The organism is Actinomadura sp. CNU-125 (assembly GCF_001942465.1).
Taxonomy (GTDB): Bacteria; Actinomycetota; Actinomycetes; order Streptosporangiales; family Streptosporangiaceae; genus Spirillospora.
Window position 1 is genome coordinate 1 of the sequence record NZ_MKJY01000121.1, and the last position, 15,024, is coordinate 15,024.

At 73.4% G+C, this 15,024-nt stretch carries 12 protein-coding genes and 1 pseudogene; 7 read left to right on the plus strand and 6 right to left on the minus strand.

Annotation, left to right across the window (positions count from 1 at the left end; translation table 11 throughout):
- The 4 genes and pseudogenes from BJF79_RS16085 to BJF79_RS16100 all read left to right on the plus strand — a co-directional run.
- Positions 1–886, plus strand: an 886-nt coding sequence (locus tag BJF79_RS16085) for an STM4014 family protein (RefSeq protein WP_075898361.1), incomplete at its 5' end; no start/stop codon positions are given.
- Positions 879–1,678, plus strand: a pseudogene (locus BJF79_RS16090) (STM4013/SEN3800 family hydrolase). The gene BJF79_RS16085 and the pseudogene BJF79_RS16090, both read left to right, overlap by 8 nt.
- Complete coding sequence (locus BJF79_RS16095) at positions 1,675–2,982, plus strand: STM4012 family radical SAM protein (protein ID WP_075898363.1); 1,308 nt, start codon at positions 1,675–1,677, stop codon at positions 2,980–2,982. Before BJF79_RS16090 ends, BJF79_RS16095 begins: the two are co-directional and overlap by 4 nt.
- Positions 2,982–3,833, plus strand: a complete 852-nt coding sequence (locus tag BJF79_RS16100) for an STM4011 family radical SAM protein (protein WP_075898365.1) — start codon at positions 2,982–2,984, stop codon at positions 3,831–3,833. Before BJF79_RS16095 ends, BJF79_RS16100 begins: the two co-directional genes overlap by 1 nt.
- Before the next feature lie 87 nt (positions 3,834–3,920).
- Here BJF79_RS16100 and BJF79_RS60170 read toward each other — a convergent pair whose 3' ends face one another.
- The 4 genes from BJF79_RS60170 to BJF79_RS16115 form a co-directional block, all read right to left on the minus strand.
- The gene (locus BJF79_RS60170; RefSeq protein WP_316043356.1) at positions 3,921–4,502 is read right to left on the minus strand and encodes a DUF6745 domain-containing protein; all 582 of its coding nucleotides are present in this window, start codon (positions 4,500–4,502) and stop codon (positions 3,921–3,923) included.
- Positions 4,394–4,837, minus strand: a complete 444-nt coding sequence (locus BJF79_RS60175; protein WP_262402107.1) for a hypothetical protein — start codon at positions 4,835–4,837, stop codon at positions 4,394–4,396. The genes BJF79_RS60170 and BJF79_RS60175 overlap by 109 nt, the downstream gene beginning before the upstream one ends.
- Positions 4,838–5,076: 239 nt before the next feature.
- Positions 5,077–5,400: a hypothetical protein gene (locus BJF79_RS16110; protein ID WP_075898367.1), complete on the minus strand. Its 324-nt coding sequence runs from the start codon at positions 5,398–5,400 to the stop codon at positions 5,077–5,079.
- Between the two features lie 181 nt (positions 5,401–5,581).
- Positions 5,582–6,865, minus strand: a complete 1,284-nt coding sequence (locus BJF79_RS16115) for a threonine/serine exporter ThrE family protein (RefSeq protein WP_262402108.1) — start codon at positions 6,863–6,865, stop codon at positions 5,582–5,584.
- Positions 6,866–7,003: 138 nt separating this feature from the next.
- On the opposite strand from BJF79_RS16115, the gene BJF79_RS16120 reads away from it, so the two are divergent.
- Complete coding sequence (locus BJF79_RS16120; protein WP_075898369.1) at positions 7,004–9,169, plus strand: RecQ family ATP-dependent DNA helicase; 2,166 nt, start codon at positions 7,004–7,006, stop codon at positions 9,167–9,169.
- 551 nt (positions 9,170–9,720) lie between these two features.
- On the opposite strand, the gene BJF79_RS60180 is transcribed toward BJF79_RS16120, so the two are convergent.
- A complete protein-coding gene (locus BJF79_RS60180; RefSeq protein ID WP_262402109.1) occupies positions 9,721–9,855 on the minus strand; it encodes a hypothetical protein in 135 nt (44 codons plus the stop codon).
- A gap of 179 nt (positions 9,856–10,034) precedes the next feature.
- On the opposite strand from BJF79_RS60180, the gene BJF79_RS16125 reads away from it, so the two are divergent.
- Positions 10,035–11,054, plus strand: a complete 1,020-nt coding sequence (locus BJF79_RS16125; protein ID WP_262402110.1) for a LysR family transcriptional regulator — start codon at positions 10,035–10,037, stop codon at positions 11,052–11,054.
- A gap of 37 nt (positions 11,055–11,091) precedes the next feature.
- Here BJF79_RS16125 and BJF79_RS16130 read toward each other — a convergent pair whose 3' ends face one another.
- Positions 11,092–12,012 carry a carbohydrate kinase family protein gene (locus tag BJF79_RS16130; protein ID WP_075898373.1) on the minus strand — a complete coding sequence of 307 codons (921 nt, stop codon included), beginning with the start codon at positions 12,010–12,012 and terminating at the stop codon, positions 11,092–11,094.
- A 166-nt stretch (positions 12,013–12,178) separates the two neighbouring features.
- Here BJF79_RS16130 and BJF79_RS16135 point away from each other — a divergent pair, with 166 nt between their 5' ends.
- Positions 12,179–14,647: a GNAT family N-acetyltransferase gene (locus BJF79_RS16135; RefSeq protein WP_075898375.1), complete on the plus strand. Its 2,469-nt coding sequence runs from the start codon at positions 12,179–12,181 to the stop codon at positions 14,645–14,647.
- The last annotated feature ends 377 nt before the right edge of the window (positions 14,648–15,024 follow it).

Sequence of the window (15,024 nt, forward strand, 5' to 3'; positions counted from 1 at the left end):
CCGGCGACCCGACCCGGGTCGGCGCGGCGCCCGCTGGTACCGGACGTTCACCGCCGCGCTCGTCCGGATCGGCGCGGCCGCGACGGCGGGGGGAGCCCGCATCGCGGGCGACATCGACGACATCGCCGTCATGTTCGACAAGCGGCTGTCGCACGCCCGGATGCTGGCCGCCGGGGTGCCCGTCCCGCCCGCGTTCGGCACCGCCGACGCGCCCGTCCATGACTACGCCTCGCTGCGTGAGGCGATGACGGACGCGGAGGAGCGGCGGGTGTTCGTCAAGCCCGCGCACGGCTCGTCGGCGTCCGGCGTCGTGGCGCTGCAGACCGCGCCGGGCGGCCGGATCCGCGCCATCACCTCGGCGGCGACGACCCCGGACGGGCTGCGCAACTCGCTCCGCGTCCGCACGTACCTCACCGAGCCGGAGGTCGCGTCGCTGATCGACGCGCTCGCGCCGGACGGCCTGCACGTCGAGCGGTGGGTGCCGAAGGCGTCGATCGGCGGGCGGACGTTCGACCTGCGCGTCGTCGTCATCGGCGGCGAACCCGCGCACGCGGTCGTCCGGACGAGCAGCCACCCCATGACCAACCTGCATTTGGGCGGCGCCAGAGGAGACCTTGAGGAGGTGCGGCGCGCGCTCGGGGACGACGGCTGGCATGAGGCCATGGACGTGTGCGCGCGGGCGGCCGCGTGCTTCCCCGGGAGCCCGATGGTCGGCGTGGACCTGCTCGTGCTGAGCCGCATGCAGAGCTTCGCGGTGTGCGAGGTCAACGCGTTCGGCGATCTCCTGCCGCGCCTCACCGGCTTCCCGGGCGGCCCCGCCGAGGGCGTCGACACCTACACCGCGCAGATCAGGGCCGTCCTCGCGGGGAGCGGCGCCCATGCGTGACATGAACCGGATCATCGGTAGCCACGACGTGCTGCTGGTGACGCTCGACACCCTGCGGTACGACGTGGCCGCCGAACTCGCCGCGGCGGGGGAGACGCCCACGTTCGTCCGGTACCTGCCGGACGGCCGCTGGGAGCGCCGGCACACGCCCGGCAGCTTCACCTACGCCGCCCACGCCGCGATGCTCGCCGGTTTCCTGCCGACCCCCGCCGAGCCCGGCCCGCATCCCCGCCCGTTCGCGGCGCCTTCCCCGGCAGCGAGACGACCGCGCCCGGCACCTGGACGTTCGATGCCGCAGACCTGCCGTCCGGCCTCGCCGCCGCCGGGTACCACACCGCCTGCATCGGCGGCGTCGGCTTCTTCAACAAGCAGACCCCGCTCGGGTCCGCGCTGCCGTCGCTGTTCGCCGAGAGCCACTGGGAACCGGAGTTCGGGGTGACCGCCCCGGACGCGCTGCCCGCGCAGATCGGCCGCGCCGCCGAGGTGGTGGCCCGGCTGCCGGCCGACCGCAGGCTGTTCATGCTGGTCAACGTGGCGTCCCTGCACCAGCCGAACTGGTTCTACCTGGACGGCGCGTCCCGCGCGGACGGCGACACGCGGGCGAGCCACGCCGCCGCCCTGCGCCACGTCGACGCCTGCATCGGGCGTCTGTTCGCCCTCATGCGCCGCCCCTGCCTCGTCATCGTCTGTTCCGACCACGGCACGGCGTACGGGGAGGACGGCCACACCGGGCACCGCATCGGCCACGAGGTCGTGTGGACCGTTCCGTACGGAGAGTTCGTTCTATCGTGACCGCAGCAAGCACCGTGCCCGACGTGTCCCCCTACCAGGGATATGTCTACGCGTACCCCCACAAGACCGCCTACCGTCCGCTCGATCCCGCACCCGCCCTGCGGGACGTGTGGGCGGGCGAGCCGCTCGACGCGCTGTTCCTCTACCTGCACGTCCCGTTCTGCGAGATGCGGTGCGGGTTCTGCAACCTGTTCACCCGCACCGGCGCGCCCGAGGAGCTCACCGGCGCCTACCTGGACGCGCTCGACCGGCAGGCCACGGCCGTCCTGGACGCACTGGACGGCGCGTCGTTCGCCACGGCGGCGTTCGGCGGCGGCACCCCGACCTACCTCACCGCGCCCGAACTCGAACGGCTCTGCGACATCGCGGGACGATTCCCCGGATTCGGGTCGGGCTCGCTCGGTGTCGAGACGTCCCCGGCGACCGCCACCACCGACCGTCTCACCGTCCTGGCCGAACGCGGCACCACCCGGATCTCCATCGGCGTGCAGAGCTTCATCGACGAGGAAGCGCGCGCGGCCGTCCGTCCGCAGAAGCGCGCCGAGGTGGAGGCCGCACTGGACCGGATCCGCGCGGTGGGGTTCCCGACCCTGAACATCGACCTCATCTACGGGATCGACGGCCAGACCCCCGCGACGTGGATGCACTCCCTAGACGCCGCTCTTACGTGGCGACCAGAGGAGCTCTACCTCTACCCCCTGTACGTGCGTCCGCTCACCGGACTCGGACGGCGAGCCCACGACTGGGACGACCAGCGCCTCACCCTCTACCGGCTCGGACGCGACCACCTTCTGGCCGAGGGCTACGAACAAGTGTCGATGCGCATGTTCCGCCTGCCCGGGGCGTCCGCGAACGGGACGGAGTACTGCTGCCAGACGGACGGCATGGTCGGCCTCGGCTGCGGCGCCCGCTCATACACGACCCGCATGCACTACTCGTTCGAGTACGCGGTCGGGGCGTCCCAGGTCCGGGGGATCATCGACGATTACGTGCGCGAACCCGACTTCAGTACCGCACGCGTCGGGTTCACCATGACCGAGGACGAACGCCGCCGCCGTCACCTCGTCCAGTCCCTCCTGCAAGCGGACGGACTCGACCTGGCCCCCTACCGCGCGCGCTTCGGCGGCGACCCGTCCGCGCACTTCCCGGACGAACTCCGCACGTTCGGCGAACGCGGCTGGCTGGACCCGTCCCCGGACAACCTCCGCCTCACCCCGGAGGGCCTCGCCCACTCCGACGCCATCGGCCCCGCCCTGTTCTCCGGATCCGTGCAGTCCCTCATGGACTCCTACGAGGCCCGCTGATGGACCATCTGACGATCCTTTACCGCGGCCCCCTGGAGAGCTGCGACTACGACTGCCCGTACTGCCCGTTCGCAAAGCGCCGTGACACGCCCGAGCAGCTCCGCGCCGACCGCGCCGCCCTCGAACGCTTCACCGCCTGGGTCGCCGCCCAGGACCACCCGGTCTCCGTCCTGTTCACGCCGTGGGGCGAAGGTCTCGTCCGCTCCTGGTACCGGCGCGCCCTCGTCGAACTGAGCCACCTCCCGCACGTGGAGCGCGTCGCGATCCAGACGAACCTCAGCCACCGCGTGTCCTGGACGTCCGACGCCGACCCGTCCCGCCTCGCCCTGTGGGCCACGTACCATCCCGGCCAGACGCCCTACGACCGGTTCCTCGGCAAGTGCCACGATCTGCGCGCGCGCGGCGTCCGCTTCAGCGTGGGCATCGTCGGGCAACCCGAGCACCTCGACGCCGCCCGCCGCCTCCGCGCCGACCTCCCCGCAGGTACTTACCTGTGGGTCAACGCTGCGGAGGGGCGCGTCTACGACGATGCCGAGGCCGACGAGTGGACCGGCATCGACCCCCTCTTCCCGGTCAGCCGGCACCCGCACCCCAGCCGGGGCCGCGCCTGCCGCACCGGCGACACCGTCGTCTCGGTGGACGGCGACGGCACCGTCCGCCGCTGCCACTTCGTCCCGTCCGTCCTCGGCAACCTCTACGACGGCACCTTCCGCGCCGCGCTCGCCCCGCGCCCCTGCCCCCTCGACACGTGCGACTGCCACATCGGCTACGTCCACCTCGAACCGCTCGGCCTCTACGACACCTTCGCCGGAGGCGTCCTCGAACGCATCCCCGCCCTGCTCGGCGCGTGACGCGGCGGGCGCCCGTTGGCGACTGGGGAAGTGCTGCCAACGGCGCCCGCCAGGGGGACCGGAAGACCGGCCGTCTCGGGGAGGGGGTCAGGTCTGCTTCTCGGGCCGGTAGTCGGCCTCGGCGACGCCGAACGTCCAGGCGACGCCCTCCCTGGCCGTCCGCGTGGACGGCGGGACGCGCAGGTAGTACGTCCGGCGCGTCCCGTCCGGCTCCGGGGTGGAGTTCACGACCTCGACCATGACCACCGGCTCGTCGAACGGCAGGTCGATCGACCACAGCACGCCAGTCTCATCCTGGTGCACCGGCTTCGCCCCGGTGTCGGCCAGGTAGCGGTCGTAGCCGTAGATCTCCAGCATGACCCGGCGCAGCTCGGCGTTCTCCTCGTGCAGGATCCGCTCGGCGGTCAGGTCGGTGAGGGACGCGACGAAGTCGGGCGGGATCGGCATGCCGCGCCAGGCGTGCAGCGCGAACCCGTCCGGGTAGGCGAGCGCCGGGCCGTCGCCGCGGTGCAGCCGCCCCGGCTCGTCCCGGTACAGCTCGGCGGGCCGCTCGCAGCAGATCACGAGCCGCTCGTACGGCCACCACCAGCCCGCCGCGCGGGCGACCTCGGCCAGGCCGGACAGCGGGCCCCCGAGAGCCGCCCCAGCGTCTCCAGCAGCGCCAGCCACGGCGCGTCGTGCTGGCCCAGCACCGCGTCGAGCGTGGCGGCGCGCAGCAGCGACCCGGCCCGGTCCGCGCGACGATCGCCGCGTCCGGGTCGGCGCCGCCGCCGCGCCGACGGCGCCGCGCACCCGCCGTGACCAGGGACTGCACCTGTTCCCAGAGCAGGCCGCCGGTGTCGGCCCACGCCCGCGGCCACCCCTGCGCGCCGAGTTCGACGCGCCGCGGCCCGTTCGGCCTCCCACGGGCGCGTCCGCACGGTGTCGCGGACGCTCGCGCCCGCCCGTCCGGCGGCGGCGTGCTCGCCCAGGTCGGCGAGGGCCTCCTCGACCCGGTCGTCCACCGTCCCGAGCGCAGCGCCTCCTCGTGCCGGCCAGGACGGCCGCCGCGACGGCCCCGCGCAGCGGCGACGGCACCCACAGCACACGTTCGGGGGCGGGCAGCCCGGCGGCCGTGTAGGCCGCGGCGATCCCCGCCTCGGCGCGGGCCCGGTCGGCGGGCACCGCCGCGAACGCGGCCGACTGCCAGTCGCCGACGACGAAGTGCGCGGGCCGCGAAGTCTCGGTCACCATGCCCGCCACCTCAGTCCGCCACGACCCGGACGGAACCCGGCACGTACTCGCGCTGGCGGATCACCCGGTACCAGCCCTTGGGCAGGGAGATCGCCGCGTGCTCCTCGTGCACCAGCCGCCCGCCCGACGGCAGGTGCAGGTGGTCGGGCGTGCGCGGGTCGGTGGTGCGCAGCAGCGTCCCGGCGGCCAGCGCGTGCGCGTGCCCGGTCGCCTCGCCGAGCGCCAGCACCATGCGGCCCCGCCCGTCGCGCGGGGCCGGCGGCAGCGCCCGGGCGGACGGCGGCACGTCCGCCTCGGCCACGGGCAGGATCAGGATGTCTCCCTGTCGGTACATGCGGAGAACGTAGCGCCCGCCACCGACAGAACCGGGCCCCGCTAGTAACCGCGGGTCCGGCGGGCCGCCGGCCGCGCCCAGCGGCCGGACGCGGTGAGGCCGACCCGCTGGAAGGCCCGCACGAGTTCACCACCGAGGTTCACCCCGGCGCCGAGCGCCAGCGCGATCGACAGTGCGGAGATCAGGCTGAGGATGCGTCCTGCGGCGACCCGGTGTTCAGCTCCACCATGCCCCGGTACAGCGGCGTCCCGGGCAGCAGCGGGCCGATCGCCGGGACGACATAGGGCATCACGGGCGCGCCCTGCCTGCGCGCGACCAGGTTGGCCAGCGTCCCCACCACCGTGGCGGCCACCGCGGAGGCCAGCACCGGCGGCATGTCCCAGCCGCGCATGAGCACGTACAGCACCCAGATCAGCGCGCCGCCCAGCGCGACCGGCATCAGCACGGCGCGCGGCGCGGCCAGCGACACCGCGAACGTCGCCGACACGGCCGCGGCGGCGAGGATCTGGACGGAGTCGAGCGTCTCGGCGGCCTTCGGCAGATGCCGCACGTCGATCGCCACGTCGAAATTGACCGCGATGTAGACGACCGCGCCCAGCCCCGCGACGAGCGCCGCGATGATGAAGAACACCTCCAGCACGCGCGCGCCCGCGCTCACGAGGTCGCCGGTGATGCCGTCCTGAATGCTCGCCACCAGCGGACGTCCGGGCAGCAGCGCCAGGATCACACCCGTCACGACCGAGGCGGCCGGTCCCGGACTGCCGGTCACGACCACGAGGACCGCGCCCGTCGCGCCGATCGCGGCGGCGACCGTCAGCTGGAAGAACTCCGCGATGCCCCGGCGGGCCAGGTACGCGGCGGCGCGGTCGCCGAGGACGGTCCCCGCGAACGCGGTCAGCGCGATCAGCGGCCCGCCGCCGGACAGCACACTGGCCGACGCGGAGATCAGGCCCAGCCCGAGCACGATCATCCACGGCGGGTAGGGGCCGCGGCCGCGCTTGATCTCCGCCAGCCGCCGGTGCGCCGCGTCCAGCTCCAGCATCCCGATGGACGCCTGCTGGACGAGGTCGTGCAGCGCGGTCAGCCGCCAGTGCGCGGGCGTCCGGCGGCGGATCGCGCGCGCCGCCGTCACGGGGGTCGCGCCCTTGCCCGGATGCGCGGACACCAGCAGGCTCGTCAGTGTGACCTGCACCTCCACGCGGGGCAGTTCGTAGGCCACCGAGAGGCCGAGCATCGCCTCGTTGACCCGTTCGGTCGTCTCACCGCTGGCCAGCAGCAGTTCCCCGACGCGCAGCACCAGATCGAGGGCCCGCGGATCGACGACCTCGCCGGGTTCCTCCTCGGGCGGCTCCGGCGGCGTCCCGTCCATCAGGACCTGCCAGGTTCGCCGCAGCCGTTCCGCCGCGGCGGATTGCCGCAGCCGTTCCACCGCGCCCGGGGCCTCCGGGCGCTGCGTCGCGCTCATTTCCGCGCTTGTGTCCTTCCAGCAAGATCCGATCTCGTCCGCAGGCTACCCACGGCCGAGGTCTGAGACGTCCACGGGGGTTATCCCCAGAACCAAGTTCTGGTGTGACGGTCATCGCATCGTTGATACCAAGGGTGCATGAGTACTCCCAGTGACCTGCGCGACGAGGCCGAACGGATCCTGCGCGCCCTCGCCGGCGATCATGCGCGGCTCCGCGACGACCAGTGGACGGCGATCGACGCCCTCGTCGTCGGGCGCCGCCGGGCACTGGTCGTCCAGCGCACCGGATGGGGCAAGTCCGCCGTCTACTTCGTCGCCACCCGCCTGCTGCGCGCCCGCGGGGCGGGCCCGACCGTGATCGTGTCCCCGCTCCTGGCGCTGATGCGCAACCAGATCGACGCCGCCGAACGCGCCGGGATCCACGCCCGCACGATCAACTCCGCCAACACCGACGATTGGGACGCCGTCTTCACCGAGGTCGAGAAGGGCGAAGTCGACGTCCTGCTCGTCAGCCCCGAACGGCTCAATAATCCCGACTTCCGCGACCTGGTCCTACCCCAACTGGCCGCCGGAGCCGGTCTGGTCGTGGTGGACGAGGCCCACTGCATCTCCGACTGGGGCCACGACTTCCGGCCCGACTACCGCCGTCTCCGCACCCTCCTCGCGGAACTGCCACCGGGCGTCCCCGTCCTGGCCACCACCGCCACGGCCAACGCCCGCGTCACCCACGACGTCGCCGAACAACTCGCGGGCACGGAACAGACCCGACACCCGACGTCGGCCACCGAACCGGACGCGGGCGGCGGCCCGGCATCGGCCGCTCCGGGGGAGACCCTCGTCCTGCGCGGGCCGCTGGAACGCGAGTCGCTGCATCTGTCGGTGGTCACGCCGCCGACGGCCGAGCAGCGCATCGCCTGGCTGGGCGAGCACCTCCACCGGCTGCCCGGCTCCGGGATCATCTACACGCTCACCGTGGCCGCCGCGCACGAGATCGCCGCGTTCCTCCGCGACCGCGGGCACGAGGTCGCCGCCTACTCCGGCCAGACCGAACAGGCCGAGAGACTCCAGGCCGAACAGGATCTCCTCGATAACAAGCTGAAGGCCCTCGTCGCCACCAGCGCGCTCGGCATGGGCTTCGACAAACCCGACCTCGGGTTCATCGTCCACGTCGGTGCGCCGCAGTCGCCCGTCGCCTACTACCAGCAGATCGGCCGCGCGGGCCGCGGCGTCGACCGTGCCGAGGTGATCCTCCTCCCCGGCCGGGAGGACCGCGAGATCTGGGAGTACTTCGCGAGCATGGCGTTCCCGCCCGAACACATCGTCCGCGACACCCTGCGCGTCCTCGACGAGGCGGGCCGCCCCCTGTCCCTCGGCGCCCTCGAACCCCGCGTCGACCTCGGCCGCTCCCGCCTGGAGATGATGCTCAAGGTCCTCGACGTCGACGGCGCCGTCCGCCGGGTCAAGGGCGGCTGGACCGCGACCGGCGTCTCCTGGGCCTACGACCGCGAACGCTACGAGCGCGTCACCGCCGAACGCCGCCGCGAGCAGCAGGCCATGCTCGACTACATCACCACCACCGGCTGCCGGGAGGAGTTCCTCCGCCGCCGTCTCGACGACCCCGGCGCCGCACCCTGCGGCCGCTGCGACAACTGCACCGGCGAACACAGGTCCGCCGACGTCGCCGCCGAGAGCACCGCCCGCGCCCGCGACCGCCTGAACCGTCCCGGCGTCGACCTGCCGCCGCGCCGCATGTGGCCGACCGCCGTCAAGGACGACCTCGGCGTCTCCGGCCGCATCGCCCCCGCCGAGCAGGCCGAGACCGGACGGGCCCTCGGCCGTCTCACCGACGTCGGCTGGGGCAACCGCCTCCGCGACCTGTTCGCCGCCGGCGACACCGACGTTCCCCCCGACATGCTCGACGCGGTCGTCACCGTCCTCGCCGCCTGGGACTGGTCCGCCCGCCCCACCGGCGTCGTCACCATCGGTTCCCGCTCACGGCCCCGCCTCGTCACCGGCCTCGGCCACCGCATCGCCGAGATCGGCCGCCTTCCGTACCTCGGCGAACTCGCCCCCGTGGGAGAGCCCGTGCCCCGCCGCCACAACAGCGCCCAGCGGCTCCGTTCCGTCTGGAACGCCCTCGCCCTGCCCGACCCCGTGGCCGCCGCTCTGGCCGAAGCGCCCGGCCCCGTCCTCCTCGTCGACGACCGCATCGAAACGGGCTGGACGATGACCGTCGCCGTCCGCCTCCTGAGACACGCGGGCGCCCCGGCCGTCCTCCCCCTGACCCTCGCCACCCCGAACTGACCCGCCACCCGCACCCGTCCACCCACCAACCACAACCCGGCACCGGCTAGGCCGACCAGAACCCACCACCGGCCTGGGCCACCACAACCGACTATCGACCTGGGCCCGGCCAGCACCCGCTGCCGGGCCGGTGCCGGGCCGGGCGGCTCCCGCCAGGACTTACTGCCGGGCTGGCCTCGCCACTACCGACGATCGGGGCTGGGCCCGGCCAGCACCCGCTGCCGGGCTTGGTTCGCCAGAACCCACCACCGGCCTGGGCCTGGCCAGCAGCCAAATGCTGGGCCGGGCCTGCCACAGTCCGCTGCCGGGCTTGGCCTCCAGAAGGCACCACGTGGGCGTGAACACTCGCGGGCCGTACCAGTGGGTGCGGAGCCTGGGGGGTGGGGCTGGTGTGGGCCATCGTGGGGTTGGGCCGGGGTGGAGGGGTTGCGGGCCGCCCGCGCGCCCTGTCGGCGCGGGCGGCGCAACCGAGTCGGCCCGTGCGCGCGGCCCGCGCACGAGCCGACGGCCGACCCGGCGCCGCGGCGGAGAAGAGCCGCGGCGAACGGGGGTCATCGGTGCCGGGAGCGGTGCGCCGCCTCCCCGGCGGCGGTCCCGGCGAGGACGGTCGCCGGGACGCGCCCGGGAGCGCCGCCGGTGCGTCCGGGAGGTGACGCGGCGGCGTGGGGAGAGGTCGGTCGGCTCACGGTGCTTCCTCGGCGGGGGACGGGCGAGATGAAAGTGTTCTAGAGGTTAGAAAACTCTGTCCAGTTGTTTGGGAGAACATCTAGAGATTAGTTGGAGGGGAAGTGTCATCAATTCCCGTTGGGGTGTGCGGGAGGCCATTTCGGCGGGTGCGCGGTGGCAGGTAGTAATGTCCGGTCCCGTGCCCCCCGACGAGATTCTCGACTGCCCGCCCGGACTGCTGGACATGACGTTCGACCAGCTGCGGACGCTCCTCGTCGTGCACGAGACCGGGTCCGCGCTGCGCGCCGCACGGGCCCTCGGACGCGAGCAGTCGAGCGTCCAGAAGCAGCTCGACACGCTGAACCGGACCAGCCAGGCGCTGTGCGGCGAGGTGCTGACCGTCCGGCAGGGCCGCGGGAAGGACTTCCTGTTCACTCCCACCGGCGAGACGACCGTGGAGCTGGCGCGCGGGACGTTCGAGAGCTGGCTGGAGGCCGTGCACCGCAGCAGGCGCCGGCTGGGCCGGATGCTCACCGTGGGGACGACCGAGTTCACGCTCCCGATCGTGTCCCGGGCCTGGAACCGGCTGTCGGAGGAGTTCCGCGAACGGGAGGTCGAGTTCAAGGTCGCGCACGTGCGGACGAAGGACGTGTGGTCGCGGCTGGAGACGAACCAGGTCGACCTCGTGTGCGGCAGCATCGTCAGCACCCCGGAAGGGGACCGGCGGCTCAAGGAATACGAGGTCGTCGAGTACGCGCGGGGCCAGGCGCTGCTGCTCACGAACCTGCCGGAGCGCGAGCTGCCCGGCACGCCGGTGCGGACGAGCCGGCTGCCCGGCGTCCCGCTGGTGCTGCCGCCCGCCGGCCTGGTCGCCGACCTCCTGGCGACCTGGTACGGCCCCAACTACCGCGAGCGGCTGAACGTCGTCGCCGACATCGACGACGTGCACTACGGGCTGTCGCTGCTGCGGTCCGGGTTCGTCCGCGGCTGCATGATCGTCACCGGGTCGATCGGCCGCGGCATGGCCGGACGGGACGCCCCGGACGCCGTCGAGCTGCGCGCGATCGGGCTGGACGACGACATGGAGCCCCGCGCGGAGTTGATGACCGGCGCGTTCGTCCGGCGTGCCGACCTGGAGCGGTACGGCGCGGACCACCCGCTGAACCGCCTGTGGGAGGCCGTCCGCGAGGACGTCCGCACCTACACGCCGCTGGCCTGACCCGCCGCACGGCGTGCGGCGGCCTGGGCGGCAGGCGTCAGATCTGGTTGTCGACGACGTCGAGGGTGGGGCGCGCGCCGAGGTGCCGCATTGCGCGGGCGGCGAGGCGGCAGCCCGCGGTGAGGGCGTCGGCGGGCGGCTTGCCGTCCAGCCAGGACGGCAGGAACCCCGCGACGAACGCGTCGCCCGCGCCGGTGCCGTCCACGACCTTGTCGACGGGTTCGGCGGCGACGGTGACCGGCTCGGGACGGCCGTTGGTGTACCAGATGGCGCCGTCCGCGCCGTCCTTGATCACGACCTGCGGGTACCAGGCGGTCAGCACCTTGGCGGCCTGGTCGGGGGTGTCGCGGCCGGTGAGGACCTCCGCCTCCTTGGCGTTCACGACCAGCAGCCGGGCGCCCTGCGTCCACTCCAGGAAGGGCTCGGCGCCCATCCGCTTGAGCGGGGAGAACGAGCCGCCGTCCACCGACACCGACATCTGGGCTTTGCGGGCCATGTCCAGCGCGAGGATGGCGGCCTTGCGGGAGCCCTCGTTGATCAGCGAGTAGCCGGAGAGGTGCATGTGGGAACCGTGGACGAACAGGTCGGCGCAGCGCTCGATGTCCTCGGGCAGGAGCGCGCCGTTGGCACCCGGGTCCGACAGCATGGTGCGGTCGCCCTTGTGGGTGACCATCACCACACACGTGCCCGTGGGGCGTTCGGCGTCCATGACGAGGCGCGCGTCGACGCCGTACCCCATCATTTCCATGTCCCGGTTCCGGCCCGCGATGTCGGAGCCGCGGCGGCCGACGAAGGCGACCTCGACCTCCTCCACGGCGAGCCAGGCGGCCACATTGGCGCCCGAACCGCCCCCGTGGGTCGTCACGGCGGCAGGCGTGTCGCTCCCCTTGGCCAGGGGATACGCGGCACGAGCCACGGTGTCTGTCATCAGATCGCCGACCACGACCACGCGCGTCATGGAGTCATCACCTCGATCAACACGGCCCGCGCGAGCGCATCCTGAGCGTGGGGTCGACGTTAACAGCTTCGGTGGCCCGATTAGGTCTCGAACGCGCAGCGAAACCAAGGAAGCCGTGTTTTTCCCCACCGCGGGCGCCGCCGCGGCGTGCCTTAACCTCGATTACGTGACCGAGGACTATCCGGTGCAGTGGGAAGCGGACGTCGTGCTCAGCGACGGCGGGACCGCCCATCTGCGTCCCATCCGGCGCGACGACGCCGAGCGCCTGCGGGTGTTCTACGCGCGGCTGTCTCCGGAGTCGATCTACTACCGGTTCTTCTCGCCGCGCCCGTACCTGACCGACCGGGAGGTCGAGCACTTCACGGGCGTCGACTACGACCGGCGCGTCGGGCTGATCGCCACGATCGGCGAGGAGATGGTCGCGGTCGTCCGGTACGACCGGCTCGCCGACCCCCCGGCGACGGCCGAGGTCGCCTTCCTCGTGGAGGACGCCCACCAGGGCCGCGGGATCGGCGCGGTGCTGCTGGAGCACATCGCGGCGGCGGCCCGCGAACGGGGCGTGCGCCGGTTCGTCGCGAGCGTCCTGCCCGACAACCGGCGGATGACGCGCGTGTTCCGGGAGGCGGGCTACCAGGCGGAGCAGCGGTTCGAGGAGGGCGTGATCGAGCTCGTCCTCGACCTGGAACCCACCGAGACGTCCATGGAGGTCATGGCGGCCCGCGAGCACCGGGCGGAGTCGCGGTCGATCCAGCGGCTGCTGTTCCCGGGGTCGGTCGCGGTGATCGGCGCGAGCCGGGCCGAGCACACCGTGGGGCAGACCGTCCTGCGGAACCTGCTCGCGGGCGACTTCAGCGGCCCGGTGTACCCGGTGCACCCGACGGCCACGGCGGTCGCGGGCGTCCGCGCGTACGCGTCCGTCCTGGAGATCCCGGACGACGTCGACCTCGCCGTCGTCGCGGTGCGCGCGGACGCCGTCCACGAGGTCGTCGAGCAGTGCGCGGCGAAGGGCGTCCGCGGGCTGGTGGTCGTGTCGTCCGGTTTCGGCGAGACGGGACCGGAGGGACGCGCGAGCCAGGAGGAACTCGTGCGGATGGCGCGCGCGTACGGGATGCGGGTCGTGGGCCCCAACTGCCTGGGGATCGCCAACACCGACCCGGAAGTGCGCCTCAACGCCACCCTGGCCCCGACCATGCCCGGAAGGGGTCCGGTCGGGTTCTTCTCGCAGTCGGGCGCGCTCGGCATCGCCATCCTCCAGCGGACGGCCGAACGCGGCCTCGGGCTGTCCACGTTCGTCTCCGCGGGGAACCGCGCGGACGTCTCCGGCAACGACCTCATGCAGTACTGGGAGGAGGACCCGGCCACGAAGGCCGTCCTCCTCTACCTGGAGTCGCTCGGCAATCCGCGTAAGTTCGCGCGCCTGGCGCGCAGGCTCGGCCGCCGCAAACCCATCGTGGCGGTCAAGAGCGGACGCAGCACCCAGGGCGTCCCCATCGGGCACGCCGCGCGCGCGCTCACGCTGCCCGACCACGCGGTCAGCGCCCTGTTCGAACAGGCGGGCGTGATCCGGGTGGAGGACCTCTCCGAACTGTTCGACGTCGCCCAGCTCCTGGCGTACCAGCCGCTCCCCGCCGGCGACCGCGTCGCGATCATCGACAACTCCGACTCCCTCGGGCTGCTCGCGCAGGACGCCGCGACGGCGCTCGGCCTGCAGGTCCGGCCGCGCATCGACCTGGGCCCGCGCGCCGACGCCGACGACTACGAGGCGGGCCTCGCGTCCGCGCTGGAGGACGACACGGTCGACGCGGTCGTCGCACTGTTCACCCCGCCGACGATCGGCGGCTACGACCTGCGCGTCCCCGAGAAGATCCTCCGCCTCGCCGCGGCCAGCCCCAAACCGGTCGTGGCGACCTACCTCGGCTCCGAGGGCATGCCCGCCGACCTGCGGGTCACGGGCCCGGACGGCTCGGCCGCCGAAGGGTCGGTCCCCTCGTACCCCGCGCCCGAAGACGCCGTCCGCGCCCTCGCCTACGTGATCCGCTATGCCCAGTGGCGGCGCCGCCCGGCGGGGGACATGCCCGACTTCGAGGGCGCCGACCGCCGCCGCGCGCGCACCCTCGTCGAGGGCTGGCTCGACTCCGGCGCGCCCGTCCACGCGACCCCCGCCCAGGCCGCCGAGCTGCTCGCCTGCTACGGCATCGAGGTCGACCCCGGCGAGCACGAGGGGGTCCCGACCCGCATCGTGACCATGGAGGACCCGTCGTTCGGCGCCGTCGTCTCCTTCGGCCTGGCCGACGAGACGGCCGCGCTCCTGGACGACCGCGCCTACCGCCTGGGGCCGCTCTCGGACGTCGACGCCGCCGAGCTGATCCGCGCGATCCGGACGGCCCCGCTCCTCCTCGGCCACCGCGGCGCCGACCCCGTCCGCGTATCGGCCCTGGAGGAACTGGTCATGCGGGTGTCGCGCCTCGGCTTCGACCTCCCCGAGGTCGCCCGCCTCGAATTGAACCCGGTCGTCGCGAACGGTTCGGGCGCCGCCGTCCGCGAGGTGACGCTCCGCCTCGAACGTCCCCTGGGCCCGCGTCCCGAACTGGGCCCCCGCCGCCTCCGCGGCCCCGACACCGACCCGCCCTCCTGACCAACCGCAGGCGGAGAGGTCCGGCCCCGCCTCGCTCCCGGCAAGCCCGCACGCCCGTGAACACCGGGAGCCCGCGCCCGTGGCGCATCCGGCCTGCCCGTGGGGCGGACGGCGTCGGTGCGACGATCTCGACGTCCGGTCGGCTGCGTGCAGGTGCCTGCGCGCCGGAGGCGGCGGCTGCCGCCCGGTCTCCGGTGCGCCGCAACGCTGCCCGACTGCGTGGTTCCGTCCATCACCGACGTACTCCCGCCGAAAGTCGGCGGGAAGGCCACCGCCATCGAACCCGGCGAAGATCTCCGCACGTCCTGAAGGAGACTCACGCGCGGGCATGGTCCGGCTCGCCCTTCGGCGGGTCAGCCGGGCGGCGGTTGGGGTTG